The sequence below is a fragment of the Paraburkholderia sediminicola genome (genome assembly GCF_046027355.1).
Classification (GTDB): Bacteria; Pseudomonadota; Gammaproteobacteria; order Burkholderiales; family Burkholderiaceae; genus Paraburkholderia; species Paraburkholderia sediminicola_B.
Map to the genome: position 1 here is coordinate 260,415 of NZ_JAQQEK010000005.1, position 25,089 is coordinate 285,503.

Genomic DNA, 25,089 nt, shown 5'->3' on the forward strand with positions numbered 1-25,089 from the left:
CATCAAGCCGGCGTCACCCCGCAACTGCCGTCAAGAGACCTATTCATGAAATTTATCGTCTGGCTGATCCGTGTGCTGGTGTTTGTGCTGCTGCTGGTGCTGGCGCTCTCCAATACACAACCTGCTACGCTGAATTTCCTCGCCGGCTATGCATGGTCGGCGCCGTTGATCCTGATCGGCCTCGCGTTCTTCGTGGTGGGGCTGCTGGCCGGGCTGGTGTCGTCGATGCCAGCCATGCTGCGCTTGCGCATGGAGAATGGCCGGCTCAAGCGCGAGTTGCGGGTGGCGCGCGAAACCCCGGTCGTGGTCGAACAACCACCCATGCCGCCGTTGATCTGAATTTCTTCCGCCGCGCATCGTGAGCGCGGCTTTCCGCCTTCGCTTTCCCGCACATTTGCATTAATCGCATGGATCTAGACTTCTGGTGGCTGCTTGTCATACCCGTCGCTTTCGCGTTCGGCTGGATGGCCGCGCGCTACGACCTCAAGACGCTGCTGTCCGAAAGCGCCAACCTGCCGCGCTCATATTTTCGCGGCCTGAATTTCCTGCTCAACGAGCAGCCGGACCAGGCGATCGATGCGTTCATCGAAGTGGTCAAGCTCGATCCGGAAACGGTCGAGTTGCACTTCGCGCTGGGCAATCTGTTCCGTCGCCGCGGTGAAACGGATCGCGCGATTCGCGTGCATCAGAATCTGTTGAGCCGCGCCGACCTGCCGGTCAGCGAGCGCGATCACGCGCTCTACGAGTTGGGGCAAGACTTCCTGAAGGCGGGTTTGCTCGATCGCGCGGAAGAAACGTTTCGCTCGCTCGAAACCGGCGACTACGCCTTGGGCGCGCAGCGCGCGCTTCTCACCATCTACGAAATCGAGAAGGACTGGGTCAAGTCCATCGACACTGCGCGCCATCTGGAAACGATGGGCGCGGAGTCGCTCGACAAGGAAATTGCGCAGTTCCACTGCGAACTCGCTCAGGAAGCGCTTCAACAGAAGAAGCCGGACGAAGCCCGCCGCCAGCTCGGCTTCGCGCTGAAGGCGAACCCGACCAACGTGCGCGCCACGATCCTGTTTGGCGACGTCGACGCGGCCGGCGGTGCGCAGGAAGCGGCCATCGCCCAATGGCGGCGCGTGGAGGAGCAGAATCCGGCTTATCTGCCGCTGGTCGCGGAAAAGCTGATGAAGGCCTACGAGGCGCTCGGCCGCCCGCAGGATGGCGCCGATCTGCTCACCACGTGGGTCGACCGCTATCCGACCAACGACCTGCTCGATGTCGCCTATCAGCACGTCGCATCGCTGCGCGGACCGGACGCCGCCCACGCGCTGGCGCGCTCGCAAATGCAGAAGTCGCCGAATCTGGCGGGCATGACGCGGCTGCTCGAGGCGCAGGAAGCCGTCGCGGAAGAACCACGGCGCAGCGAACTCGAACTGATGCGCACGCTGATCCGTCAGCGCACCAAAAATCTGCCACGGTATACGTGCCAGAATTGCGGTTTCAGGGCGCGGCTTTTCTACTGGCAGTGCCCGGGGTGCAGCGGTTGGGAAACCTATGCGCCGCGTCGCGTCGAGCCGATCACCGCGTCGAACTGATGCTCGGGCGGCAACGTCGGCTGCGGGCGCGCGGTCGCGCCGCCGCCCGGCGTAGGGCAACCGTCCCTGCGCGGGCGGATTTCGCAATGTGTTTCTGACCGGCTTCATCACCGGGAATCATCACCGGAACCCTCTACCGGAAAGCGTATGAAAATCACCATTATCGGCACGGGCTATGTGGGTCTCGTCACTGGCGCGTGTCTCGCCGAGATCGGTCACGACGTTTTCTGTCTCGACGTCGATCCGCGCAAGATCGAAATCCTCAACAACGGCGGCGTGCCCATTCACGAGCCCGGTTTGCAGGAGATGATCGCCCGCACGCGGGCGGCGCGCCGCATCACGTTTTCCACGGATGTCGAAGCCAGCGTCGCGCACGGCGACGTGCAGTTCATCGCGGTCGGCACGCCGCCGGACGAAGACGGCTCTGCGGATCTGCAATACGTGCTCGAAGCGGCGCGCAACATCGGCCGCACGATGAACGGCTTCAAGGTGATCGTCGACAAGTCGACGGTGCCGGTCGGCACCGCGCAGCGCGTACGCACGGTGGTCGAAGAAGAACTGGCTAAACGCGGGCTCGCCGCCAGCGCGCAGCATCGTTTTTCGGTGGTGTCCAACCCCGAGTTTCTGAAGGAAGGCGCGGCGGTCGACGACTTCATGCGTCCCGACCGCATCGTGATCGGCATTGACGAAGACGAACCCGGCATGCGCGCGCGCGAATTGATGAAGCGTCTGTACGCGCCGTTCAACCGCAACCATGAACGCACGCTGTACATGGACGTGCGCTCGGCCGAATTCACGAAATACGCGGCCAATGCGATGCTCGCGACGCGCATCTCGTTCATGAACGAGATGTCGAATCTGGCGGACCGCGTCGGCGCGGATATCGAAGCTGTGCGCCGCGGCATCGGCTCGGATCCGCGGATCGGCTATCACTTCCTGTACGCCGGCTGTGGCTATGGCGGCTCGTGCTTCCCGAAGGACGTGCAGGCGCTGATCCGCACGGCCAGCGAGAGCGGTCACAATCTGCGCATCCTCGAAGCGGTCGAGGAAGTGAACCACAAGCAGAAAGACGTGCTGGTGCACAAGATCACGGACAAGCTCGGCGACGATCTGAGCGGCCGCACGTTTGCCGTGTGGGGCCTCGCGTTCAAGCCGAATACCGATGACATGCGCGAGGCGCCGAGCCGTCGCCTGATCGCGGAACTGCTGGCGCGCGGCGCCCAGGTGCGCGCGTACGATCCGGTCGCGGTGACCGAAGCGCGCCGCGTATTCGCCATCGACCTGCATGATGCACCGGACCAGTTCGCGCGCCTCACCTTCACGACCACGCAGGACGAAACGCTCACGGGCGCCGACGCCCTCGTGATCGTGACCGAATGGAAAGAATTCAAGAGCCCGGATTTCGTGCATCTGAAATCGGTGCTGAAGTCGCCGCAGATTTTCGACGGCCGCAACCTGTATGAACCGGACGCGATGACCGAACTCGGCATCGACTACCACTCGATTGGACGCCCTTATGCCCAACCCTCTGAACTTCCGGCCGATGCCTGAGACCGTGCCCGGCGCCACGCCGTCCACGCCCGCGCCGCAGCTCACCGTCGTGCCGCGCGAACAGCTCGCCGCCGCGCGCGTGCTGGTGGTGGGCGACGTCATGCTCGATCGCTACTGGTTCGGCGACGTGAACCGCATTTCGCCGGAAGCGCCGGTGCCGGTCGTGCACGTGCAGCGTCAGGAAGACCGCCTCGGCGGCGCGGCGAACGTCGCGCGCAACGCGGTCGCGCTCGGTGCGCAAGCCGGCTTGCTGTGCGTGGTCGGCCACGACGAACCCGGCGAGCGCATCGTGCAACTGCTGGCCGAAAGCGGTGTGAAGCCGCATCTCGAACGCGATCCGGCGCTCCTCACCACGATCAAGCTGCGCGTGCTGTCGCGCCAGCAACAGTTGCTGCGCGTCGACTTCGAGAACTCGCCGGCGCATGAAGTGTTGCTCGCGGGTCTCGCCCGGTTCGACGAACTGCTGCCGTCGCACGACGTGATTCTGATGTCCGACTACGCGAAGGGCGGCCTGACTCACGTCACGCAGATGATCGCGAAGGCGCATGCGGCGGGCAAACCGGTGCTGGTCGATCCGAAGGGCGACGACTGGGAACGCTATCGCGGCGCCACGCTGATCACGCCGAACCGCGCCGAGTTGCGCGAGGTGGTCGGCCAGTGGAAATCGGAAGAAGATCTGATTGCCCGCGTGACGAAGCTGCGCGCCGATCTGCAGTTCAAGGCGCTGCTGCTGACGCGTTCGGAAGAGGGTATGACGCTCTTCTCGGACGACGGCATCCTGCACGCCTCGGCTGTCGCGCGCGAAGTGTATGATGTCTCGGGCGCGGGCGACACCGTGATCGCCACGCTCGCCGCCATGCTCGGCGCGGGTCTCACGCTGGTCGAGGCGGTCGGGCTCGCGAATCGCGCGGCCGGCATCGTGGTCGGGAAACTCGGCACCGCCACTGTCGACTACGACGAACTTTTTCACTGATGCGGCCCGCCGGGTCCCTCGCTGTACTTTTATGAACGGCGTGTAAAAAGGATCCGCGCGGCGTCGACTGAACCTGTCGATCGGAGTGAGCGCAGAGCGCTGACTCCGATCCAATGCCAAGCTCACTACCGCAGGATCATCAATCATGACCCTCATCGTCACCGGCGCGGCCGGTTTTATCGGCAGCAATCTCGTGAAGGCGCTCAACGAGCGCGGTGAACAACGCATCATCGCCGTGGACAATCTCACGCGCGCGGACAAGTTCAAGAACCTCGTCGACTGCGAGATCGACGATTACCTCGACAAGACCGAGTTCGTCGAACGCTTCAAGCGCGGCGACTTCGGCAAGGTGCGGGCGATTTTCCACGAAGGTGCCTGTTCGGACACGATGGAAACCGACGGCCGCTACATGATGGACAACAACTTCCGCTACAGCCGCGACGTGCTCGATGTCTGCCTCGCGCAGAACATCCAGTTCCTGTATGCGTCGTCAGCGGCAACGTACGGCGGGTCGAGCCGTTTCGTCGAAGAGCGCGAAGTCGAGCAGCCGCTGAACGTTTACGGCTATTCGAAGTTCCTGTTCGATCAGGTGATCCGCCGTGTGTTGCCCACCGCGAAGAGCCAGATTGCCGGCTTCCGTTATTTCAACGTCTACGGGCCGCGCGAAACGCATAAGGCGCGCATGGCGTCGGTGGCGTTTCACAACTTCAACCAGTTCCGCGCCGAGGGCAAGGTCAAGCTGTTCGGCGAATACAACGGCTACGCCGCGGGCGAGCAGACGCGCGACTTCGTGTCCGTCGAAGACGTGGTGAAGGTCAACCTGTTCTTCTTCGACAATCCGGACAAGTCGGGCATCTTCAACCTGGGCAGCGGGCGCGCGCAACCGTTCAACGACATCGCCAGCACGGTGGTCAACACGTTGCGCTCGCTGAACAACGAACCGGCGCTGTCGCTCGCGGATCAGGTGCAGCGCGGGCTGATCGAATACATTCCGTTCCCCGATGCGTTGCGCGGCAAGTACCAGTGCTTCACGCAAGCGGATCAGTCGAAGCTGCGCGCGGCCGGCTACGACGCGCCGTTCCTGAGTGTTCAGGAAGGTGTCGATCGTTACGTTCGTTGGCTATTCGGCCAGGTGTAAATCTTTCGGATCCCTCTTTAAACTGGAATCTCCCGTTTGGTGATGGTCGCCAACCGGTTGTACGAGGGAGATTCCATATGTTTCGAAAAATTCTGGTTACCGCGGCCATGCTCGCCGCTTTTGGCCACGCTTATGCGGCGGTCGACGTCAACACGGCTAATGAGGATGCGCTGCGCGGCATCAAGGGCATCGGTCCTGCCAAAGCGAAAGCCATTCTCGACGAGCGTACAGCGCATGGTCCGTTCAAGGACCCGGCCGACCTCGGCAAGCGCGTCAAAGGCATGGGCGGGCATACCGTCGAGCGCCTGCAGGCGGAGGGTCTCGCTGTCGGTCCGGCTGGCGCGGCTGCTAACCCGCAGGCTACGGCGTCTGCACAGACCCAAGGCGCGGCCGTTTCGGCCGCCACGCCCAAGAACAGCGCCACGGTGGCAGTGAAGAAATAGCCTCACGCGGACTTTGCGTGCGGGCCTCGTGACCCGCGCGCGGAGTCCGTCCCCGTCGTTCCCCTTCATGGTCGGAGTTGGCAGTAACACTCCTTCAGCTGTCATGCAGATGACTGGCTCCCGCGGTTCGCAGCCGCGGGCTTTTTGCATTGCGTGCGCTCGCTGACGGGGCGCCTGCATCCATGCGGGCAGAAGGGCCGCACGGCAGCCGCGGGCACGGTGGTTTAGAATCGATGGATTGAAGACTCCGCGCATCGACAGCACCAGAACCGATATGGCTTACAAAACGATTGAAGACACGATCGGCAATACGCCGCTCGTACAACTCGTCCGGCTCCCCGACGACGAGATCCGCAGCCGCAATAACGTGATCCTTGCGAAGCTCGAGGGCAATAACCCGGCGGGCTCGGTGAAGGATCGCCCGGCGTTGTCGATGATCAAGAAAGCGGAAGCGCGTGGACGCATCAAGCCGGGCGACACGCTGATCGAATCGACCAGTGGCAACACCGGCATCGCGCTCGCCATGGCGGCCGCGGTCCGTGGCTACAAAATGGTCCTGATCATGCCGGAAGATCTGTCGGTGGAACGCCGTCAGAGCATGGCCGCGTACGGCGCGCAGATCGTGCTCACGCCGGTCACGGGCGGCATGGAGTACGCACGCGATCTGGCCGAGCAGATGCAGCGCGAAGGCAAGGGCATCATCCTCGATCAGTTCGCCAACCCGGACAACCCGGCCTCGCACGTCGAGGGCACGGGCCCGGAAATCTGGCGCGACACCGAAGGGCGCATTACCCATTTCGTGTCGTCGATGGGCACGACCGGCACGATCATGGGTGTGTCCACTTATCTGAAAGAACAGAATCAGGCGATTGAGATCATCGGCGCGCAACCCGAAGAGGGTTCGCGTATTCCGGGCATTCGCAAATGGCCGGAAGCCTATCTGCCGAAGATTTTCGATCGCAGCCGCGTCGATCGTGTCGAGAACGTGAGCCAGGCCGCCGCGGAAGCGATGGCGCGCCGCATGGCGTCGGTGGAAGGGATTTTTGCCGGCATCTCCTCGGGCGGCGCCTGCGAAGTGGCGCTGCGCGTCGCGCGGCAGGTCGAGAACGCGACGATCGTGTTCATCGTCTGCGATCGCGGCGACCGTTATTTGTCGACCGGTGTGTTTCCCGCATAAGCGCGTCGCTCAAAATCTCGCTCGCCAACGAAAAAGCGCCGGTTCAAGACCGGCGCTTTTCAATTTCATCGATTCGCGAGGCGCACGCGGCGCATGCATCAAAGTTATTGCGAGGCCGCAACCGGCGCCGCCGCGTTGTTGCCCGCGTTCGTCGCGTCGCCGGCTTCCATCTGCGCCTTGACCCGCTGGCCCAACTGATACACCGCGAGAGCGTAGAAGAAACTGCGGTTATAGCGCGTCAGCACGTAGAAGTTCTTCAAGCCCAGCATGAACTCGGTGCCACGTCCCGGCGAGGGCAGGTCCACCACCGTCACCGGCGTGCCGGCCTCCGACGCGATATCGACGTCCGGTTCGTTCAGTAACAACCCGGCGCGCAGCAACTGACTGAGCGGCCAGTGCGGCTCCGGTTGGCCGTCTGCGGCGGCTTGCGCGACGCCCAGGCTGCCGGCGTCCGAACCGATCTTCCACACCACCGGCCGGCCGTTTTCCCAACCGTTCTGACGCAGATAATTCGCCACGCTGCCGATCGCGTCCGCCTGGCTCGTGCGCAGGTCGATCTGCTTGTTGCCGTCGTAGCTCACCGCGTATTGGACGATGCTGCTCGGCAGAAACTGCGGAATGCCGATCGCGCCGGTGTACGAGCCGAGCACCGTGGTCGGATCGATCTGCGAGTCGCGCGTCCACACCAGGTAGTCTTCGAGATTCTTGCGGAAGGTCGCCTGGCGATCCGCGCGATTCGCGGTGTTCGGATAGTCGAAGCTGAGCGTGGTCAGCGCATCGAGCACGCGGAAGTTGCCCATGAAGCGCCCATAAATCGTCTCCACGCCGATGATGCCGACGATCACTTCCGGCGGCACGCCGAACTCTTCATAGGCGCGTTGCAGCGTGGCCTGGTTCGCGCGCCAGAAGCGCACGCCGGCATTGATGCGGATCTGGTCGAGGAAACGCGACTGATACACGCGCCAGTTCTTGACCGAGGGCGAAGGCGACGGCGTCACGAGTTTGACCGCGGTCGCCGAATAGCTCACGCCGGCAAAGAGCGAGTGCAGCGTGGATTCGTCGAAGTCGTAGCGCGCGACCATGTCGTTGATGAACGCATTGACATCGGCATTGTTCGCGTAACGCTGCGGGATGATCTCTTCTTCAAACGTTTGCCCTTGCGGCACCGCGGATTGCGGTTGGCTTTGCGCGAGCAGCACCGGCGGTTTCTTGCCGGCGCTTTGCGCGATCGCCGGACTGGTTGCCATGAACATGCACGATGCGACGGACAGTGCGGCGGCCATGGTTCTGGCGCTTAGCCGGTTTCGTGCAGACAGAGCAAGCTTGACGGTCATAGTGAGCTAAAGGCGCGTGGCGCAGGAGACAAGGGAAAGACGGGGAAAAAACCGATCGGGGCAGTATACCCGACGCCTCTGCGCAAAACTGTGCCTGACGCGTCACAGCCGCATCGTGTGGTAACTTGATGCATGTTGGCGCGCCGAGGGCGCGCACCCCTGGATGGAGACATGCCGCGCGCGCCTCGAAGGCGTGACGTCGCAGAAAGAGAATCATGGCAACAGGCTTCTATTCCCACGCCGACTGTCTGCTGCACGATATGGGGCAATGGCATCCCGAATGCCCCGCGCGTCTGCAGGCTATCGAAGATCAGTTGATCGCGAGCCGCATCGACTCGCTGATCGAGCGCGAGTCGCCGCCGCTCGCCGACGATGCCGCGCTGTTGCGCGTGCATACGCAAGCTCATGTGGATTACATTCGCAGCCGCTCGCCCGCTGAAGGCACGGCCGAAATCGATCCGGATACGACGATGAACCCGCACACCTTGCAAGCCGCGTTGCGCGCGGCGGGCGCCGCGGTCGCCGCGACCGATGCGGTGATCGAAGGCCGCTACGATAATGCGTTCTGCAGCGTGCGCCCGCCCGGCCACCACGCGGAGCCGGCGCGCGCCATGGGCTTCTGCTTCTTCAACAACGTCGCGATCGCCGCGCGTCATGCGCTCGAAGTGCACGGCCTGCAGCGCGTCGCGATCATCGACTTCGACGTGCATCACGGCAACGGCACCGAAGCGGCCTTCTCGGGCGACTCGCGCGTGCTGATGTGCAGCATCTTCCAGCATCCGTTCTATCCGTTCACCGGCGCCGACAATCAGGCGCCCAACATGTGCAATGTGCCGATGCCGGCGCGCTCGAAAGGCATGGCGGTGCGCGAGGCGGTGGACATGCTGTGGCTGCCGCGCCTGCACGATTTCAAGCCGGAGATGCTGTTCATCTCGGCCGGCTTCGACGCGCATCGCGAAGACGACCTCGGCAACATGGGCCTCGTCGAAGACGATTACGCCTGGATTACCGATCAGATGCGCGAGATCGCGAAGCGTTACGCGCATGGACGGATCGTCAGTTGTCTCGAAGGCGGGTACAACCTGTCCGCGCTCGGGCGCAGCGTGGTCGCCCACGTGCGCTCGCTGGCCGGCATCTGAGCCGCTAAGCCGTCGCGCCGCGCGACGGCATTCACTCAAAACGCATTAGGAGCGAGCCATGAATGCCGATGCGCGCAACGCTTCACTGGTCGAGATCGAACACGGCGCGTACGGCGTGCCGGGCGTCGTGCGTTTGACGATGAACCGGCCCGACGCCTTCAACGCGCTCTCCGAGGCCTTGCTCGACGACCTGCAGACCGCATTGAGCGAAATCGGGCGGGCGGATGCGCGCGTGGTGGTGATTGCCGGCGCGGGCCGCGCGTTCTGCGCGGGACACGATCTGAAGGAAATGCGCGCGGCGCCGTCGTTGGCGTATTACCAGGCGCTGTTCGCCCGGTGCACGAAACTCATGATGACGATCCAGCGCTTGCCGCAACCGGTGATCGCGCGCGTGCAGGGCATCGCCACGGCGGCCGGCTGTCAACTCGTCGCGATGTGCGATCTGGCTGTCGCGGCCGACACGGCGCGGTTTGCCGTTTCCGGTGTGAACCTCGGGCTCTTCTGCGCGACACCTTCCGTGCCGCTGTCGCGCAACCTGTCGCGCAAGGCGGCGCTTGAAATGCTGCTCACCGGCGATTTCATCGATGCCGCCGAGGCGAAGCAGCAAGGTCTCGTGAACCGCGTGGTCCCGGCCGATGCGCTCGATTCGGAAATCGCGCGGCTCGCCACCAGCATCTGCGCGAAGCCCATCGAAGCCGTGAGCGCCGGCAAAGGCCTCTTCTATCGCCAGTTGGAGATGGGTATCGAAGCGGCTTACCAGCTCGCCGGCCAGACCATGGCCTGCAACATGATGGACGAGTCGGCGCTCGAAGGCGTGCAGGCTTTCATCGACAAACGGCCGCCCGACTGGAAGTCGTGACGCCGACTTGCCGCGCGTTGCTCAGGCTCTGACCTCTACCCGTTTTTCAATCCACTCGATCAAGGCGCCGATCACCCGATCGCGGTCGATGTCGTTCATCGTCTCGTGATAGCTGCCTTCGTGCAGCGTGAGCGTCTTATCCGGCGAGCCTGCGTGCTGGCCGAATTCGCGGCTGCGTTCGGGCTCGGTGAGCTTGTCGGCGGTGCCGTGATAAACCAGCAGCGGTACCCGCAAGCCGGCACGGCCGCGCTCGATGCGTGCCATCGCCAGCAGCAGTTCCGCGCCGGTGCGCGCGGGAATCGCGCCGTGATGCACGAGCGGATCGTTGCGATTGGCGTTCACGACGGGCTGAAGGCGCGAGAGCAAAGCGGCGTCGATTTTCATCGCCGGGAAGCTCGGGTAGAGACGGCTGATCACCTGGCTCAGCTTGAGCATCCAGCCCGGCACGTCGTGGCCGGGCGCGAGCGCCGGGCTCGACAGGATCAGGCCGTTCAGGCGGCGGCCGCTCGCTTCAAGGCGTTCAATCGCATACAGCGCGGCCACGGCGCCGCCCATGCTGTGGCCCATCAGGAAGAGCGGGGCGCAGCTTTGCGCGGCGGCGTCGAGCAAGGCTTGTGCGTCGAGCAGATAGTCGTCGAAGCGCTTCACGTAGGAGCGCTTGCCGGGCGCGTGGCCGTGGCCGCGCAGATCGATCGCCACCAGCTCGATGCCGACCGCGTTCAGCCGCGCGGCCAGCGCAGCATAGCGGCCGGCGTGCTCGGCGAGTCCGTGGAGCAGCGCGACCGTGGCGCGTAGCGGCGCGGCGGCGGGCCAGCGGTATAGCGGCAATTCCACGCCGTCGGCGGTCGTGACCGACGCGCGCTGCGGCTCGCCGGCGTTGCCATTGCCCGCGACGGACCGCACGTTGCTGCTTTGAGATGTCTCCATGACCGCGCGCTTATCCTGATTTGGTTCCGCCCGATCATAGTCGTAGCGGTGATGCGCGCGCGAGCATCTCGCCCGGAGCAAGCCTCTAATGCTTTCAGGTTATGAAAAGATCGTAATTGATTATTAAAGGGAATGACGACGCTGCGGTAGAATTGCGCGCTCAAATCCCAATAAAAGCAACGGCGGCCGCTTGTCGGGAGCACACCACGCTCGCTGACAGACTCCGCCGTTTCGTTTTTCCATGATCGAAATACGCAATATCTCCCAGCGGTTCGCCGGGCCCCGGGGCTGGGTCGAGGCGCTGCACAACGTCAATCTGTCGATTCCGGCGGGCGAGGTGTTCGGCATCATCGGCCGCAGCGGCGCGGGCAAGAGTACGCTCGTGCGCACCCTCAACCTGCTGACGCGCCCGAGCGAGGGCAATATCGTCGTCAACGGCCGCGATCTGACGACGCTGCCCGCCGCGCAATTGCGCGAGGCGCGCCGCGAGATCGGCATGATCTTCCAGCACTTCAATTTGCTGTCGTCGCGCACGGTGTACGAGAACGTCGCGTTGCCGCTCGAACTCGCCGGCATGAAGCGCGACGAGATCGAAGCGAACGTCTTGCCGCTGCTCGATCTGGTCGGCCTGTCGGCGCAGAAAGACCGGTATCCGGCACAGATCAGCGGCGGGCAGAAGCAGCGCGTCGGCATCGCGCGCGCGCTCGCGAGCAAGCCGAAAGTGCTGCTCTCCGACGAAGCGACCTCCGCGCTCGATCCCGAAACCACGCGGGCGATTCTCGACCTGCTCAAGCGCATCAATCGCGAACTGAACCTGACCATCGTGCTGATCACGCACCAGATGGACGTGATCAAGCAGGTCTGCGACCGCGTCGCCGTGCTGGACGCGGGCCGTGTGGTCGAAGAAGGCAAGGTCATCGACGTGTTCCTGCAACCGCATCACGAAGTCACGCGCGCCTTGATCGGCGACGTGATCGCGCAGGAACTGCCGCCCGCCATGAAGGCGCGCGTCGCGGAACGCCTCAAGACCGGCAGCGGTCACTTGCTGCGCCTCGCGTTCACCGGCTCCGGCGTCGATCAGCCGATCCTGTCGGAAACGATTCGCCGCTACGAACTCGACTTCAACATCCTGCACGGCCAGATCGACGAGATCCAGGGGCAGGCGTTCGGCTCGCTCGCGGTGCTCGCGGGCGGCGAACCGGCGAAGGTGGCGCAGGCGCTGACGTATCTGCGTGAACAGGGCGTGGTGGTGGAGGAGTTGTCGTATGTTGAGTGAAATGTTCGATATGTTCGTCCAGTCGTTCTGGGAAACGCTCGTCATGGTGGGCATTTCCGGACTGGTCGGCGCCCTTGTGGGTTTGCCGCTTGGCGTGCTGCTGTATCTGACGGATCGCCAGGGCGTGCTGCAGAACATCGCCGTGAATCGTGTGATGGGCGTGATCGTCAATGCGGTCCGTTCGACGCCGTTCATCATCCTGCTGGTCGCCGTGATTCCGTTCACGCGTCTCGTGGTGGGTTCGTCGATCGGTACGGCGGCCGCCGTCGTACCGCTGACGATCGCCGCCGCGCCGTTCATCGCGCGTTTGGTCGAGACCGCGCTGCGCGAAGTGGATCGCGGCCTGATCGAAGCGGCGCAAGCGATGGGCGCGACCACCAGCCAGATCGTTTTCAAGGTGTTGCTGCCGGAATCGCTGCCGGGCGTGGTCGCCGGCTTGACGATCACCTTCGTCTCGCTGGTCGGCTATTCGGCGATGGCCGGCGCGATCGGCGGCGGCGGTCTTGGCGACCTCGGGATTCGCTATGGGTATCAGCGCTTCCTGCCGGAAGTGATGTTGACGGTCGTGGTGATTCTGATCGTCTTCGTGCAGTTGGTGCAGTCGTTCGGGGATTGGCTCGTGCGTCGTTTGAGCCATAAGTAAAACAAGAGTCATCGGAAAGGTCCATCATGCAACGTCGTTTCATTCTCAAGCTGGCGGCCGCACTCGGCGCCGCATCGCTCATCGCCGCCAACGCGGCTCACGCTGAAGACACGATCAAGGTCGGCGTCACTGGCGGTCCGCACGCGCAGATCATGGAAGTCGTGAAGACGGTCGCGGCGAAGAACGGTTTGAACATCAAGATCGTCGAATTCTCCGACTACGTGCAGCCGAACGCCGCGCTCGCCGGCGGCGATCTGGACGCGAACAGCTACCAGCACGACCCGTATTTGCAGGCGCAGGTGAAGGACCGCGGCTACAAACTGATCCGTATCGCGGACACGGTCACGTACCCGATGGGCATCTATTCGAAGAAAGTGAAGACGCTGGCCGAGCTGCAGCCGGGCGCGAAGATCGCGGTGCCGAACGATCCGACCAACGGCGGCCGCGCGTTGCTGTTGCTGCAAAAGCAGGGTCTGCTGAAGCTGCGTGCCGACGCGGGCCTGAAGGCGACGCCGCTCGACATCGTCGACAACCCGAAGAAGCTGAAGATCGTCGAACTCGATGCCGCGCAGATTCCGCGCTCGCTGAACGACGTGGACGCCGCGGCGATCAACACGAACTTCGCGATGGAAGCGGGTCTGAAGCCCAAGCAGGACGCCATTGCGATGGAAGACCCTAAAGGTCCTTACGTGAACATCATCGCGATCCGCGAGGCCGACAAGAATAAGCCGTGGGTCGCCAAGCTGGTCGCGGCGTATCATTCGCCGGAAGTGAAGCAGTTCATTGAAAGCAAATTCGGCGGATCGGTCATCACCGCGTGGTGAGTCGGCGGCCTGCAGAGCAAGCAAGACACGACGGCGATGCAAAATTAGAGTCGTAGGTCTTAACCCGGGGTTGTCGCCCGGGTTTTTTCGAGATTAAAATAGAACGATCGTTCGATATTGCCGTCACGCCGCTGAGGAGCGATATCCTCCTGCTAGAGCGCCCGCGACACGGCTGCCATGAGGGCAGTCGTTATAATGTTCGTTGGGTTGACGTATTCGTAACTTTGGAGCGTGTGCATGAAAATCCTGGTGCCAGTCAAGAGAGTGGTCGATTACAACGTGAAAGTCCGGGTCAAGTCGGACGGCACGGGCGTCGACATCGCGAACGTGAAGATGTCGATGAATCCGTTCGATGAAATCGCGGTTGAGGAAGCGGTGCGTCTGAAGGAAGCGGGCGTGGCGACGGAAGTGATCGCTGTGTCGGCGGGTGTCACGCAATCGCAGGAAACGCTGCGTACGGCGCTGGCGATTGGCGCGGATCGTGCGATTCTGATCGAGTCGTCGGAGGAACTGCAGCCGTTGGCGGTGGCCAAGCTGCTCAAGGCGCTGGTCGACAAGGAACAGCCGCAGCTGGTCATTCTCGGCAAGCAGGCCATCGACGACGATTCGAATCAGACCGGCCAGATGCTGGCTGCGCTGGCGAATCTGCCGCAAGCAACGTTCGCCTCGAAGGTTGTCGTCGCTGATGGCAAAGCAACCGTCTCGCGTGAAGTGGACGGCGGCGCGGAAACGCTGTCTTTAAAGCTTCCCGCAGTCATCACGACCGACCTGCGCCTGAACGAGCCGCGCTATGTGACGCTGCCGAACATCATGAAGGCGAAGAAGAAGCCGATGGAAGTCGTCAAGCCGGAAGACCTCGGCGTTGATGTCACGCCGCGCCTGAAGACGCTGAAGGTTGTCGAGCCGCCGAAGCGCTCCGCCGGTGTGAAGGTGCCGGACGTGAAGACGCTGGTCGAGAAGCTGAAGACCGAAGCCAAGGTGCTTTAAGTAGAACGCGGAGACAGAGCAAAATGACGAATCTGGTAATTGCAGAACACGACAACGCGTCGATCAAGGCCGCGACGCTGAACACGATTGCAGCGGCGCAGAAGATTGGCGGCGACATTCACGTGCTGGTGGCAGGGCACAACGCACAAGCTGCGGCTGATGCGGCCGCGAAGATCGCAGGCGTGAGCAAAGTGCTGCTGGCCGACGCACCGCAACTCGAAGCGGGCCTCGCGGAAAACATCGAAGCAACGGTGGTGAACATCGCGAAGGATTACACGCACATCCTCGCGCCGGCAACCGCCTACGGCAAGAACATCACGCCGCGTATCGCGGCGAAGCTGGACGTCGCGCAGATCAGCGACATCACGGCAGTGGATAGCCCGGATACGTTTGAACGTCCGATCTACGCCGGCAATGCGATCGCCACAGTGCAATCGGCTGACCCGATCAAGGTCATCACGGTTCGCACGACCGGTTTCGACCCGGTTGCAGCAGAAGGTGGCAGTGCAACGGTCGAGAAGATCGAAGCGGCAGCCGACAGCGGCATCTCGTCTTTCGTCAGCCGTGAGGTGACGAAGCTGGACCGTCCGGAACTGACGTCGGCGAAGATCATCGTGTCGGGTGGCCGCGGTCTGGGCAACGGCGAGAACTACACCAAGGTTCTCGAGCCGCTGGCCGACAAGCTGAACGCAGCGCTGGGCGCATCGCGCGCAGCCGTCGACGCGGGCTTCGTGCCGAACGACTATCAGGTCGGGCAGACGGGCAAGATCGTCGCGCCGCAACTGTACATTGCAGTCGGCATCTCGGGCGCGATCCAGCATCTGGCCGGGATGAAGGACAGCAAAGTCATCGTCGCGATCAATAAAGACGAAGAGGCGCCGATCTTCAGCGTCGCCGATTACGGCCTGGTGGGCGATCTGTTCACGCTCGTGCCCGAACTCGTGAGCGAACTCGGCTAAGCGCCGTAGCGCCGTTAAAAGGCGTCTGGCAGCACATGAAGGGCGCGGGACCGATCAAGTCCAGCGCCCTTTTTTCATATCAGAAGCGGGAGGAGAACTGAAATGAGCTATACGGCGCCCATCAAGGACATGCTGTTCGTTATGAAAGAACTGGCCGGTCTCGAAGACATCGCGACCTTGCCGGGCTTCGAAGACGCGAACCTCGAGACGGCGCAGGCCGTCCTCGAAGAGTCGGCGAAACTGTGCGGTGGCGTGCTGGCGCCGCTGAATGTCGAAGGCGATCGCAATCCGAGCAGCTGGAAAGACGGCGTGGTCACCGCGACGCCCGGCTTCAAGGAAGCGTTTCGCCAGTTCGGCGAAGGCGGCTGGCAAGGCGTGCAGCATCCGGTCGACTACGAAGGCCAAGGCCTGCCGAAGCTGATCGCGACGCCGTGCGTCGAAATGCTCAACGCGTCGAATCTGTCGTTCGCACTGTGTCCGCTGCTGACTGACGGCGCAATCGAGGCGCTGCTCACCGCCGGCACCGAAGCGCAAAAACAAACCTATGTGCCGAAGCTGATTTCCGGCGAGTGGACCGGCACGATGAACCTGACCGAGCCGCAGGCCGGTTCCGATCTCGCGCTGGTGCGCACGCGCACCGAGCCGCAGGGCGATGGTTCGTTCAAGCTGTTCGGTACGAAGATTTTTATCACGTGGGGCGAGCACGACATGGCGAAGAACATCGCGCATCTCGTGCTGGCGCGTACGCCGGATGCGCCGGAAGGCGTGAAGGGCATTTCGCTCTTCATCGTGCCGAAGTTTCTCGTCAATGAAGATGGTTCGCTCGGCGAGCGCAACGACGTGCATTGCGTGTCGATCGAACACAAGCTCGGCATCAAGGCGAGCCCGACCGCGGTGCTGCAATTCGGTGACCACGGCGGCGCGATCGGTCATCTGATCGGCGAGGAGAATCGCGGCCTCGAGTACATGTTCATCATGATGAACGCGGCGCGTTTTGCCGTCGGCATGCAAGGCGTCGGCATTTCGGATCGCGCTTATCAGAAGGCGGTGGCGTACGCGAAAGATCGCGTGCAAAGCCGTCCCGTGGATGGCTCCGCGAAGCAGCCGGTCGCGATCATTCAGCACCCGGATGTGCGCCGTATGCTCGCAACCATGCGCGGCCTCACCGAGGCGTCGCGCGCACTGGCTTATGTGGCCGCGGCGCACTGCGACATCGCGCATCGTCACGCGGACGAGGGCACGCGCGCGGAACATCAGGCGATCTATGAATACCTCGTGCCAATCGTGAAGGGCTGGAGCACGGAGTTGTCGATCGACGTCACGAGCCTCGGCGTGCAGGTGCATGGCGGCATGGGCTTCATCGAAGAGACCGGCGCCGCGCAGTACTACCGCGATGCGCGCATTCTGACGATCTACGAAGGCACGACCGCGATTCAGGCCAACGATCTGATCGGCCGCAAGACCGTGCGCGACGGCGGCAAGGTGGCGAAGTCGCTGCTCGCCGATGTGACGGAAACGATCGAGGCACTCGGCACGCAGCAAGGCCCGGCGTTCGACTCGATGAAGAAGTATCTGACGCAGGGACATCACTCGTTGAGCGCGGCGGTAGATTTCGTTGTCGCCAATACGAAGGGCGATCCGAATGCGGTGTTCGCCGGCAGCGTGCCGTATCTGAAGCTCGCGGGCATTGTGCTTGGCGGCTGGCAGATGGCGCGTGCGCTGCTCGTGGCGGCTCAGAAGCGCGACGAAGACCCGTCGTTTTACGGCGCCAAGATCGCGACCGCGCAGTTCTACGCGGAGCATGTGTTGCCGCTGGCGTCGGCGTTCGAGGCGTCGATTGTCAGCGCGAAGGGTGGAGAGAGTGTGCTGGCTTTGTCGGAAGATCAGTTCTGACGCTGCTTTTTACTTCGCTTGAAAAAACAAACGGCGCCTTGGCGCCGTTTGTTTTTGTCGCGCTGGTCTGTGAGATCACAAACCAGCGCAACCGCTCTCGCGAAGCGTCGTCGTTAAATCTTAAGCATAGGCCGGGCGATGCGCACCGCCAGTCTCGCCGAGATAGCGATGCACCGACAGATCGTCCGCCTTGATGGCCGGTTGCTTGCCTGACATCACATCGGCGAGCAGTTGGCCCGAGCCGCACGACATCGTCCAGCCCAGCGTGCCGTGGCCCGTGTTCAGGAACAGATTCGGCACGGGAGTGCGGCCGACGATCGGCGTGCCGTCCGGCGTCATCGGACGCAGACCGGTCCAGAAGGTGGCCTTCGACGTATCGCCGCCGCCCGGAAACAGATCGTTCACGCACAGCTCCAGCGTTTCGCGGCGCGCCTGGCGCAGCGATTTGTCGAAGCCAACGATCTCGGCCATGCCGCCCACACGGATCCGGTCGTCGAAACGCGTGATCGCGATCTTGTACGTTTCGTCCAGCACGGTCGACACCGGCGCCGACGCTTCGTTGACGATCGGCGCGGTGATCGAATAACCCTTGAGCGGATAGACCGGGATCTTCACCAGACCGGACAGGAACTGGGTCGAGAACGAACCCAGCGCGACGACGAACGAATCGGCGCGCACCAGTTCCTCGCCGCACTTCACGCCGGCGATGCGGTCGCCGGCCATCGCGAGTGCGTCGATCGGCGTGTTGTAGCGGAATTTGACGCCCAGTTCTTCAGCCTGCGCGGCGAGGCGCGTGGTGAACATCTGGCAGTCGCCGGTTTCGTCGCCCGGCAGGCGCAGACCGCCGGTCAGCTTGTGCGACACGGCGGCGAGCGCCGGTTCGGCCCGCGCGAGTTCGGCCGGCGACAGCAATTCATACGGCACATTGGCTTCCTGCAGCACCGCGATGTCTTTCGCGGCGCCGTCGAATTGCTGCTGCGTGCGGAACACCTGGAGCGTGCCGCCAGTGCGGCCTTCGTACTGAATGCCGGTTTCGGCGCGCAGCGCTTGCAGGCAGTCGCGACTGTATTCGGCGAGGCGGACCATGCGGCCCTTGTTCACCGCATAGCGCGACGACGTGCAGTTCTGCAGCATTTGCCACATCCACTGCAGCTGGAATTGGGTGCCGTCGAGGCGGATCGCCAGCGGCGCGTGCTTCTGGAACATCCACTTGACGGCCTTCAGCGGCACGCCAGGCGCGGCCCACGGCGACGCATAGCCCGGCGAGATCTGGCCGGCGTTGGCGAAACTGGTTTCGAGCGCCGGGCCGGCCTCGCGATCGATCACGGTCACTTCGTGCCCCGCGCGCGCCAGGTAATACGCGCTGGTCACGCCGACGACGCCACTGCCCAAAACCACGACTCGCATAGTTGCTCCAGGTATTCAAATAAGGTCTGAGGGCGCTGCGCTCGTCGATTCGTTGGATTCGTTCGATTAACGAGGTGTAATGCCGTTCGCCCAGTGTTAACCGCTATACTATTAACAGTGAAGTAGGTTTTGTTATTGTATTTTCAAGATTTTCAGAAAAAACACCATGCGTACACAACGCCAACCGGTCCGGGCCCTCGACAAACTCGATCACAAGATCCTGCGGCTGCTGCAGCAGGACGGCCGCATGGCCATGAAAGACCTGGCCGAGCAGGTGGGACTGTCGGTCACGCCGTGTATCGAGCGCGTCAAGCGGATGGAGCGCGACGGCGTGATCACCGGCTACCACGCACGCGTGAACCCGGCGGAGTTGGGCGCGGCGCTGCTGGTGTTCGTCGAGATCACGCTGGATCACAAGAGCGGCAACATGTTCGACCAGTTCCGCCGCGAGGTGCAGAAGATCCCGGAGGTGTTGGAATGCCACCTCGTGTCGGGCGATTTCGACTATCTGATCAAGGCGCGCATCGGCGAAATGGCCGATTACCGGAAGCTGCTCGGCGATATCCTGTTGCAGCTGCCCGGCGCGGTGCAGTCGAAGAGCTACGTGGTGATGGAGGAAATCAAGGAAACGCTGACCATCGCGGTCGGGGATTAGGCGGCACAACAGCGCTCGGCGGGGCTCGACAAACGGCGTGAACACTGTATATTTGTACAGGTATTTTGCGCCGTTTTCTGTTTTTGCGTGTTCCACCCGTGACCGACTCCGATCCACACTTCGTCAACGAATTTCCGATCGCGCCGCCCGCGCCTCGCAAGGGCCGTGGCGCGGTGACGAACCTGCAAGGCCGCTACGAAGTCGACCAGCGCGAAGCGGTGGACGACGGCTGGTTGTCGACGTCGGAAGACGATGACGAGCCCAAGGTCTTGCGCACGCAGGTCTTCGAAGAGCGGGCCAAGACGATCCTGACGCGCAATGCATCGCCGGATATTCCGTTCAGCGTGTCGCTGAACCCGTATCGCGGGTGCGAGCACGGCTGCATTTATTGTTTTGCGCGGCCCACGCACGCTTATCTGGGGCTATCGCCGGGGCTCGACTTTGAAAGCCGGATCTACGCGAAGGTCAATGCGCCGGAGTTGCTCGAGCGGGAACTGTCGAAGAAATCGTATGTGCCGGAGCCGATCGCGCTAGGCGTCAACACGGACGCCTGGCAGCCCGCCGAGCGCGACTTGCGGCTCACGCGCAGAGTGATCGAAGTCTTGAGCGAACGTCAGCATCCGTTCGCGGCGATCACCAAGTCGTCGCTGATCGAACGCGATCTCGATCTGCTGGTGCCCATGGCGGCGCGCGGGCAATTCATGGCGGCCATCACCATTACCACGCTGGACGCCGGGATCGCTCGCACGCTGGAACCGCGCGCGGCCACGCCGTCACGGCGGCTGCGCACGATCCGCACGTTGAGCGAGGCGGGCATTCCAGTCGGCGTCAGCATCGCGCCGGTGATTCCGTTCGTTACTGAACCGGACATGGAGCGCGTGCTAGAGGCCTGTGCCGAGGCCGGCGCAAGCAATGCTAGCTATATCGTGCTGCGCTTGCCTTGGGAGGTCGCCCCGCTATTCAAGGATTGGCTCGCCGCGCACTTTCCCGATCGCGCCGACCGGGTGATGAGCCGCGTGCGCGACATGCGGGGCGGGAAGGACTACGACTCGTCGTTCTCCACGCGCATGAAGGGCGAAGGCTTGTGGGCGGATCTGCTCAAGCAGCGATTCCACAAGGCGGTCCGCCGTCTAGGCCTGAACCGGCGTGACCGCGGCATTCTGGATATGTCGCACTTTCGCCGGGTCGAGGCGCCGCGTCCCGGCGAACCGGCACGCGACGATCCTCAGCTGGATCTTTTTTAGCGCGGCGCGCGGCGGCTCATTGCGAGAGGGCTTTGGCCGCCTGCACCTGGCTTTCGAAGTAGGTCTGGAACGAAATGGCGAGGCCTGTCATCAGCAGGAATGCGCCGATCAGCAGCGAAAAAATCACGATGAAAATGACCGTCCAGCCGGAGCGGCTTTTGCGCTGGGTCTGGGCGTTGAACTGCGCGTCCCACTTTTCGTCCGGGCGCAGCCCGTAGACGATCGCGGCGAGAAACGCGGCGAGCAGCGAAACCGCGCCGGGGAAGGCCAGCACCCAGCCGAGCATCGACGAGCGTTCGCTGGCCACCAACAGCATGGCGCCCGGAATGCCGATCAGCGTGCCGATCACGTGAGCCCAGCCGTAGATGTCGCGCATGCCGTACAGATAGAAACGGTGAGCGCCGAGGCTGCCCAAGAAGAACGCCAGGGCGGCGGTAATCGTCTTGGATCTGAAACGCGGGGAAGTCGAAACAAGGGTGGACATGTAGGCCAGAGCAGAGTGACAGGCGGTCGAAAGGAGCGGCGCGCGGCTCGCGCGGACCGACGCGCATTCTACGCCCGCCGCGTGCCGCCGGTCACGTGACGGGTAGTCGCGCCGGCGGGGCGGGTTGTGTGAGAAGCGCCGGATCGGGTCGGTCGGCCGAGCGGTCGGTGTACCAGGCGCGCCGGATCGGGGCGGCGGCAAGGCTGGCGAGGTCGGTTGACTGATCGGGCTTTTCGAGCGGCCGGCGTTCGAAGCCGTGAGTCGCTTAAGGCAAGCTACGGCGCCGAGTATGTGACGCGATAGATCGCGCCGGCGTAATCGTCGCTGATCAGGAGCGAACCGTCGGGCAGCGGCAACACATCGGCGGGACGGCCCCACTCGGTTTCGCCGGGCTCGAGCCACCCTTCGGCAAAGACTTCCTGGCGCGCGTTGCCGCCGTCCGGGTCAGTCGTTACATGCACGACGCGATAGCCGACCTTCTTGCTGCGATTCCACGATCCGTGCTCGGCGATAAAAATACTGTTCCGGTAAGCGGGCGGAAACATCGACCCGCTGTAGAAGCGCATGCCGAGCGCCGCGACATGCGCACCGAGTTTGACCACGGGCGGCGTGAACGCGCTGCACGGATGGTCCTTGCCGAACTCGGGATCCGGCGTGTCGCCGCCATGGCAGTACGGAAAGCCGAAATCCATCCCGGCGCGCGGCGCGCGGTTGAGCTTGTCGTCCGGCACGTCGTCGCCAAGCAGGTCGCGGCCGTTGTCGGTGAACCACAGTTCATGCGTCACGGGATGCCACGCGAAGCCGACCGAATTGCGGATGCCGCGCGCCACGACCTCGTAGTGACTGCCGTCCGGATCCATGCGGCCAATCATCCCGAAGCGGTTGCGATCTTTCAGGCAGACGTTGCAGGGCGCGCCTTGCGGCACGTATAGCTTGCCGTCCGGGCCGAAAGCGACGAATTTCCAGCCGTGGTGCGTCTCCGTGGGCAACGTATCGATCACGACGGCGGGCTTGGGCGGATCTTTCAGATGGGTGTCGATCGCATCGAAGCGTACAATTTTCGACACTGCTGACACATAGAGCGCGCCATCGTGCCATGCCACGCCCGCCGGCGTTTCCAGGCCGGACGCGATCACATGGCGCGCCGTCACGCGTCCGTTTTGCAGTTCGAGCGCGTAGACGTGGCCGTCGAGGCTGCCTATATAAAGAATGCCCTTCGGCGAGAGCGCCATGGCTCGCGCGCTCGGCACGGCGTCCGACAAAACCTCGATATGGAAGCCCGGCGGCAGTTTGATCCGATCCACGGGTAGCGCCGCGAGCGCCGGCAGGGCGGTCGCCGCGAGCAACACAGCCACGCCCGTGCGCAGGCGCCGGCTTCGCAAAGCGCGCGCCGGGACGGCAAACCGTATGGCGGCGGTAAAAAAAGCGCGCAAAAACACAATTGGCGGCAGGAGTTTCACGGGCGCTCCGTCAGGTAATTCGGGCGTTTCGACGTGGTTCCGGGCTCCCGCCTGGATGGCCGGCGCAACCCGGTCGCTCAGTTTATCCGGGTAAGTGTTTGTTATGGCGTTGGTTTCCCGCTATAATCGCGTGTTTCAGTCGTTCCGAACCCCGGTTTTCAAGGATTCTAGTATGGTCATCATCCGCTTGGCTCGTGGCGGCTCCAAGAAGCGCCCGTTCTACAACATCGTCGCAACCGATTCGCGTAACCGTCGTGACGGCCGCTTCATCGAGCGCGTTGGCTTCTACAACCCGGTCGCTACGAAGGGCGAGTCCCTGCGTATCGCTCAGGATCGCCTGACGTACTGGCAAGGCGTTGGCGCACAACTGTCGCCGACCGTCGAGCGTCTCGTGAAGGAAGCTGCAAAGGCGCAGCCGGCTGCTTAATGGTAGCTAGCATGCGTATCGTCGTCGGTTCGACCGGCGGCTCGCGCGGTGTGCGTGAGCAGTCCGATGCGCGAGTTGTTTTGCTGAAGCAGGCGTCGAAGCTGACAGCGAGGTTATCTTCGAGGTGTTCTTATGTCTGAGCGTGATTCCGGCAGTTCTGGTCGCGTAAAGGCAGCAGCCCCGCGCGCGAAGACGCCTGGTCAGGCGCCGTTCGGTGCATTCGTCCGCAAGCCGGTCGAAAAAGCCGAAGGCAAGGCGAAAGCCCAAGTTGCAAACGCCGGATCCGGTGCCGCGGAAATGCGCATGGAAACGGTGGAAGGTTGGCCGGCCGACGCGGTCGAGGTCGGCGCAATCGTCGACGCTTACGGCCTCAAGGGCTGGGTCAAGGTAGCCGCCCATGCGGATGCCGGACACGGCGGCGACGCATTGCTGAGCGCGAAGCGCTGGTGGCTGCTCAAAGGCCAGGAGCGCAAGTCGGCGCCGTCATTGCAGGCGAAAACGCATAGCGACAGTGTGGTTGCCCATCTGGGCGGCGTCACTGACCGTGATGTGGCGCTGGCACTGCGCGGCTCCCGCGTCTATATCAGCCGCAGCGAATTTCCGGCCCTCGAAGCCGACGAATTCTACTGGGTCGACCTGCTCGGCCTGGATGTGGTGAACGTTGCCGGGGTCAATCTCGGCAAGGTTGCAGACATGATCGACAACGGTGCGCACTCGGTGATGCGTATCGAATATCCGGCTACCGACAAAAGCGGCAAGCCGGTCACCGGCGAGCGTTTGATCCCGTTCGTCGGCGTCTTTGTCAAAACGGTGGACCAGGCGGCGAAGCAGATCACTGTCGACTGGGAAGCTGATTACTAAATCATTCGCTGAATGGAGAGAGCGATGCAGTTCGATGTCGTCACGCTCTTTCCTGACATGTTTCGCGCGCTGACCGACTGGGGTATCACCAGCCGTGCGGCGAAGCAGGAGCGCTACGGGTTGCGTACGTGGAATCCGCGCGATTTCACGACCGACAACTACCGCACGATCGACGATCGCCCGTACGGCGGCGGACCCGGCATGGTGATGCTGGCCAAGCCGCTGGAAGACGCGATCGGCGCGGCGAAAGCGGCGCAGGCGGAGCAGGGCATCGGCGCGTCGCGCGTCGTGATGATGTCGCCGCAAGGCGCCACGCTGAATCACGACCGCGTCATGCAATTCGCGGCCGAGCCCGGCCTGATCCTGTTGTGCGGGCGCTATGAAGCGATCGATCAGCGTTTGCTCGATCGTGTCGTCGACGAAGAAGTCAGTCTTGGCGACTTCGTGCTGTCGGGCGGCGAATTGCCCGCCATGGCCTTGATGGATGCCGTGGTGCGTCAGTTGCCCGGCGTGCTCAACGACTCGCAGTCGGCGGTGCAGGATAGTTTTGTCGACGTGCTGCTGGATTGCCCGCATTACACGCGCCCCGAGGAATACGACGGCGTGCGTGTGCCCGATGTGCTGCTCGGCGGCCATCATGCGGAGATCGAAGCGTGGCGTCGGCGTGAAGCCTTGCGCAACACGTTGAACAAGCGGCCCGATCTGATCGTGAAGGCCAGAAAGAACAAGATGTTGAGCCGTGCCGACGAGGCATGGCTTACGAGTCTCGCGAAGGAAGAGTCGAAGGCGTAAAGCCTTGGGTCTTTCGAGCGGACATTAGGCGGCGCCGCGCATGCGTGCACGGC

The 25,089-nt window shown here is 63.2% G+C and carries 25 protein-coding genes; 20 read left to right on the forward strand and 5 right to left on the reverse strand.

The features are described 5' to 3' along the window. Positions 1 to 45: 45 nt before the first annotated feature. The 7 genes from PQR42_RS11390 to cysM all read left to right on the forward strand — a co-directional run bounded on the left by PQR42_RS11390 (position 46) and on the right by cysM (position 6,865). Positions 46 to 339, forward strand: coding sequence for a LapA family protein (locus PQR42_RS11390; RefSeq protein WP_095418546.1), 294 nt, complete (start codon positions 46 to 48; stop codon positions 337 to 339). Positions 340 to 407: 68 nt separating this feature from the next. After that, a complete protein-coding gene (gene lapB, locus PQR42_RS11395) occupies positions 408 to 1,583 on the forward strand; it encodes a lipopolysaccharide assembly protein LapB (protein ID WP_106313802.1) in 1,176 nt (391 codons plus the stop codon). A gap of 147 nt (positions 1,584 to 1,730) precedes the next feature. Then, positions 1,731 to 3,134, forward strand: a complete 1,404-nt coding sequence (locus tag PQR42_RS11400) for a UDP-glucose dehydrogenase family protein (RefSeq protein WP_408216055.1) — start codon at positions 1,731 to 1,733, stop codon at positions 3,132 to 3,134. Next, positions 3,100 to 4,107, forward strand: a complete 1,008-nt coding sequence (gene rfaE1, locus PQR42_RS11405) for a D-glycero-beta-D-manno-heptose-7-phosphate kinase (RefSeq protein WP_408216052.1) — start codon at positions 3,100 to 3,102, stop codon at positions 4,105 to 4,107. Before PQR42_RS11400 ends, rfaE1 begins: the two co-directional genes overlap by 35 nt. Positions 4,108 to 4,252: 145 nt before the next feature. Further along, a complete protein-coding gene (gene rfaD / locus PQR42_RS11410) occupies positions 4,253 to 5,245 on the forward strand; it encodes an ADP-glyceromanno-heptose 6-epimerase (protein ID WP_106283259.1) in 993 nt (330 codons plus the stop codon). 77 nt (positions 5,246 to 5,322) lie between these two features. After that, positions 5,323 to 5,688 carry a ComEA family DNA-binding protein gene (locus PQR42_RS11415; RefSeq protein ID WP_408385742.1) on the forward strand — a complete coding sequence of 122 codons (366 nt, stop codon included), beginning with the start codon at positions 5,323 to 5,325 and terminating at the stop codon, positions 5,686 to 5,688. A gap of 274 nt (positions 5,689 to 5,962) precedes the next feature. Then, complete coding sequence (cysM, locus tag PQR42_RS11420; RefSeq protein WP_106283257.1) at positions 5,963 to 6,865, forward strand: cysteine synthase CysM; 903 nt, start codon at positions 5,963 to 5,965, stop codon at positions 6,863 to 6,865. A 104-nt stretch (positions 6,866 to 6,969) separates the two neighbouring features. On the opposite strand, the gene mltB is transcribed toward cysM, so the two are convergent. Then, entirely contained in the window at positions 6,970 to 8,118 is a 1,149-nt protein-coding gene (mltB, locus tag PQR42_RS11425; protein ID WP_408216250.1) for a lytic murein transglycosylase B, read from the reverse strand. A 296-nt stretch (positions 8,119 to 8,414) separates the two neighbouring features. Between mltB and PQR42_RS11430 the strand changes: the two genes are divergently transcribed. Together PQR42_RS11430 and PQR42_RS11435 are read left to right on the forward strand one after the other, a co-directional pair. After that, entirely contained in the window at positions 8,415 to 9,338 is a 924-nt protein-coding gene (locus tag PQR42_RS11430; RefSeq protein WP_408385744.1) for a histone deacetylase family protein, read from the forward strand. Between the two features lie 58 nt (positions 9,339 to 9,396). Further along, positions 9,397 to 10,197 (forward strand): enoyl-CoA hydratase, encoded by an 801-nt coding sequence (locus tag PQR42_RS11435; RefSeq protein ID WP_408216042.1) that lies wholly within the window; start codon positions 9,397 to 9,399, stop codon positions 10,195 to 10,197. 21 nt (positions 10,198 to 10,218) lie between these two features. Here PQR42_RS11435 and PQR42_RS11440 read toward each other — a convergent pair whose 3' ends face one another. Beyond that, positions 10,219 to 11,124 carry an alpha/beta hydrolase gene (locus PQR42_RS11440; protein ID WP_408493633.1) on the reverse strand — a complete coding sequence of 302 codons (906 nt, stop codon included), beginning with the start codon at positions 11,122 to 11,124 and terminating at the stop codon, positions 10,219 to 10,221. 241 nt (positions 11,125 to 11,365) lie between these two features. On the opposite strand from PQR42_RS11440, the gene PQR42_RS11445 reads away from it, so the two are divergent. From PQR42_RS11445 to PQR42_RS11470, 6 genes are all read left to right on the forward strand, one after another. Beyond that, entirely contained in the window at positions 11,366 to 12,400 is a 1,035-nt protein-coding gene (locus tag PQR42_RS11445; protein WP_091800121.1) for a methionine ABC transporter ATP-binding protein, read from the forward strand. Beyond that, positions 12,390 to 13,043, forward strand: coding sequence for a methionine ABC transporter permease (locus PQR42_RS11450; RefSeq protein ID WP_132373517.1), 654 nt, complete (start codon positions 12,390 to 12,392; stop codon positions 13,041 to 13,043). The genes PQR42_RS11445 and PQR42_RS11450 overlap by 11 nt, the downstream gene beginning before the upstream one ends. A gap of 26 nt (positions 13,044 to 13,069) precedes the next feature. Further along, positions 13,070 to 13,867 (forward strand): MetQ/NlpA family ABC transporter substrate-binding protein, encoded by a 798-nt coding sequence (locus PQR42_RS11455; RefSeq protein WP_408385748.1) that lies wholly within the window; start codon positions 13,070 to 13,072, stop codon positions 13,865 to 13,867. A gap of 237 nt (positions 13,868 to 14,104) precedes the next feature. Further along, complete coding sequence (locus tag PQR42_RS11460) at positions 14,105 to 14,854, forward strand: electron transfer flavoprotein subunit beta/FixA family protein (RefSeq protein WP_408385750.1); 750 nt, start codon at positions 14,105 to 14,107, stop codon at positions 14,852 to 14,854. A 23-nt stretch (positions 14,855 to 14,877) separates the two neighbouring features. Continuing rightward, positions 14,878 to 15,813, forward strand: a complete 936-nt coding sequence (locus PQR42_RS11465) for an electron transfer flavoprotein subunit alpha/FixB family protein (RefSeq protein ID WP_408385752.1) — start codon at positions 14,878 to 14,880, stop codon at positions 15,811 to 15,813. A gap of 102 nt (positions 15,814 to 15,915) precedes the next feature. After that, positions 15,916 to 17,706 (forward strand): acyl-CoA dehydrogenase, encoded by a 1,791-nt coding sequence (locus PQR42_RS11470; protein ID WP_408493634.1) that lies wholly within the window; start codon positions 15,916 to 15,918, stop codon positions 17,704 to 17,706. A 120-nt stretch (positions 17,707 to 17,826) separates the two neighbouring features. Here the strand turns inward: PQR42_RS11470 and PQR42_RS11475 are convergent, their stop codons facing one another. Continuing rightward, entirely contained in the window at positions 17,827 to 19,113 is a 1,287-nt protein-coding gene (locus PQR42_RS11475) for a D-amino acid dehydrogenase (protein ID WP_408385756.1), read from the reverse strand. A gap of 166 nt (positions 19,114 to 19,279) precedes the next feature. On the opposite strand from PQR42_RS11475, the gene PQR42_RS11480 reads away from it, so the two are divergent. Together PQR42_RS11480 and PQR42_RS11485 are read left to right on the forward strand one after the other, a co-directional pair. Beyond that, the gene (locus PQR42_RS11480; RefSeq protein WP_007180908.1) at positions 19,280 to 19,768 is read left to right on the forward strand and encodes an Lrp/AsnC ligand binding domain-containing protein; all 489 of its coding nucleotides are present in this window, start codon (positions 19,280 to 19,282) and stop codon (positions 19,766 to 19,768) included. 98 nt (positions 19,769 to 19,866) lie between these two features. Continuing rightward, on the forward strand, positions 19,867 to 21,012 hold the full coding sequence (locus PQR42_RS11485) for a PA0069 family radical SAM protein (protein ID WP_408385758.1): 1,146 nt from the start codon (positions 19,867 to 19,869) through the stop codon (positions 21,010 to 21,012). 16 nt (positions 21,013 to 21,028) lie between these two features. Here PQR42_RS11485 and PQR42_RS11490 read toward each other — a convergent pair whose 3' ends face one another. Then, positions 21,029 to 21,496: an NINE protein gene (locus PQR42_RS11490; RefSeq protein ID WP_408206927.1), complete on the reverse strand. Its 468-nt coding sequence runs from the start codon at positions 21,494 to 21,496 to the stop codon at positions 21,029 to 21,031. 275 nt (positions 21,497 to 21,771) lie between these two features. After that, entirely contained in the window at positions 21,772 to 22,956 is a 1,185-nt protein-coding gene (locus PQR42_RS11495; RefSeq protein WP_408385760.1) for a PQQ-dependent sugar dehydrogenase, read from the reverse strand. Positions 22,957 to 23,128: 172 nt separating this feature from the next. Between PQR42_RS11495 and rpsP the strand changes: the two genes are divergently transcribed. The 3 genes from rpsP (at position 23,129) to trmD (ending at position 25,036) form a co-directional block, all read left to right on the forward strand. After that, complete coding sequence (rpsP, locus tag PQR42_RS11500) at positions 23,129 to 23,383, forward strand: 30S ribosomal protein S16 (protein WP_007180912.1); 255 nt, start codon at positions 23,129 to 23,131, stop codon at positions 23,381 to 23,383. A gap of 132 nt (positions 23,384 to 23,515) precedes the next feature. Then, on the forward strand, positions 23,516 to 24,244 hold the full coding sequence (gene rimM, locus PQR42_RS11505) for a ribosome maturation factor RimM (RefSeq protein ID WP_408385762.1): 729 nt from the start codon (positions 23,516 to 23,518) through the stop codon (positions 24,242 to 24,244). Positions 24,245 to 24,268: 24 nt separating this feature from the next. Further along, positions 24,269 to 25,036, forward strand: coding sequence for a tRNA (guanosine(37)-N1)-methyltransferase TrmD (gene trmD, locus PQR42_RS11510; protein ID WP_408206921.1), 768 nt, complete (start codon positions 24,269 to 24,271; stop codon positions 25,034 to 25,036). Positions 25,037 to 25,089: the final 53 nt, after the last annotated feature.

Bases quoted from the DNA above. Each gene is read 5' to 3' on its own strand.
- PQR42_RS11490 (WP_408206927.1), bottom strand. From the start codon at position 21,496: ATGTCCACCCTTGTTTCGACTTCCCCGCGTTTCAGATCCAAGACGATT.
- rimM (WP_408385762.1), top strand. From the start codon at position 23,516: ATGTCTGAGCGTGATTCCGGCAGTTCTGGTCGCGTAAAGGCAGCAGCC.
- rfaE1 (WP_408216052.1), top strand. From the start codon at position 3,100: ATGCCCAACCCTCTGAACTTCCGGCCGATGCCTGAGACCGTGCCCGGC.
- PQR42_RS11465 (WP_408385752.1), top strand. From the start codon at position 14,878: ATGACGAATCTGGTAATTGCAGAACACGACAACGCGTCGATCAAGGCC.
- PQR42_RS11390 (WP_095418546.1), top strand. From the start codon at position 46: ATGAAATTTATCGTCTGGCTGATCCGTGTGCTGGTGTTTGTGCTGCTG.
- PQR42_RS11445 (WP_091800121.1), top strand. From the start codon at position 11,366: ATGATCGAAATACGCAATATCTCCCAGCGGTTCGCCGGGCCCCGGGGC.
- PQR42_RS11400 (WP_408216055.1), top strand. From the start codon at position 1,731: ATGAAAATCACCATTATCGGCACGGGCTATGTGGGTCTCGTCACTGGC.
- PQR42_RS11480 (WP_007180908.1), top strand. From the start codon at position 19,280: ATGCGTACACAACGCCAACCGGTCCGGGCCCTCGACAAACTCGATCAC.
- cysM (WP_106283257.1), top strand. From the start codon at position 5,963: ATGGCTTACAAAACGATTGAAGACACGATCGGCAATACGCCGCTCGTA.
- PQR42_RS11415 (WP_408385742.1), top strand. From the start codon at position 5,323: ATGTTTCGAAAAATTCTGGTTACCGCGGCCATGCTCGCCGCTTTTGGC.
- PQR42_RS11475 (WP_408385756.1), bottom strand. From the start codon at position 19,113: ATGCGAGTCGTGGTTTTGGGCAGTGGCGTCGTCGGCGTGACCAGCGCG.
- rfaD (WP_106283259.1), top strand. From the start codon at position 4,253: ATGACCCTCATCGTCACCGGCGCGGCCGGTTTTATCGGCAGCAATCTC.
- PQR42_RS11460 (WP_408385750.1), top strand. From the start codon at position 14,105: ATGAAAATCCTGGTGCCAGTCAAGAGAGTGGTCGATTACAACGTGAAA.
- PQR42_RS11450 (WP_132373517.1), top strand. From the start codon at position 12,390: ATGTTGAGTGAAATGTTCGATATGTTCGTCCAGTCGTTCTGGGAAACG.
- PQR42_RS11440 (WP_408493633.1), bottom strand. From the start codon at position 11,124: ATGGAGACATCTCAAAGCAGCAACGTGCGGTCCGTCGCGGGCAATGGC.
- mltB (WP_408216250.1), bottom strand. From the start codon at position 8,118: ATGTTCATGGCAACCAGTCCGGCGATCGCGCAAAGCGCCGGCAAGAAA.
- PQR42_RS11430 (WP_408385744.1), top strand. From the start codon at position 8,415: ATGGCAACAGGCTTCTATTCCCACGCCGACTGTCTGCTGCACGATATG.
- PQR42_RS11435 (WP_408216042.1), top strand. From the start codon at position 9,397: ATGAATGCCGATGCGCGCAACGCTTCACTGGTCGAGATCGAACACGGC.
- PQR42_RS11455 (WP_408385748.1), top strand. From the start codon at position 13,070: ATGCAACGTCGTTTCATTCTCAAGCTGGCGGCCGCACTCGGCGCCGCA.
- rpsP (WP_007180912.1), top strand. From the start codon at position 23,129: ATGGTCATCATCCGCTTGGCTCGTGGCGGCTCCAAGAAGCGCCCGTTC.
- lapB (WP_106313802.1), top strand. From the start codon at position 408: ATGGATCTAGACTTCTGGTGGCTGCTTGTCATACCCGTCGCTTTCGCG.
- PQR42_RS11470 (WP_408493634.1), top strand. From the start codon at position 15,916: ATGAGCTATACGGCGCCCATCAAGGACATGCTGTTCGTTATGAAAGAA.
- trmD (WP_408206921.1), top strand. From the start codon at position 24,269: ATGCAGTTCGATGTCGTCACGCTCTTTCCTGACATGTTTCGCGCGCTG.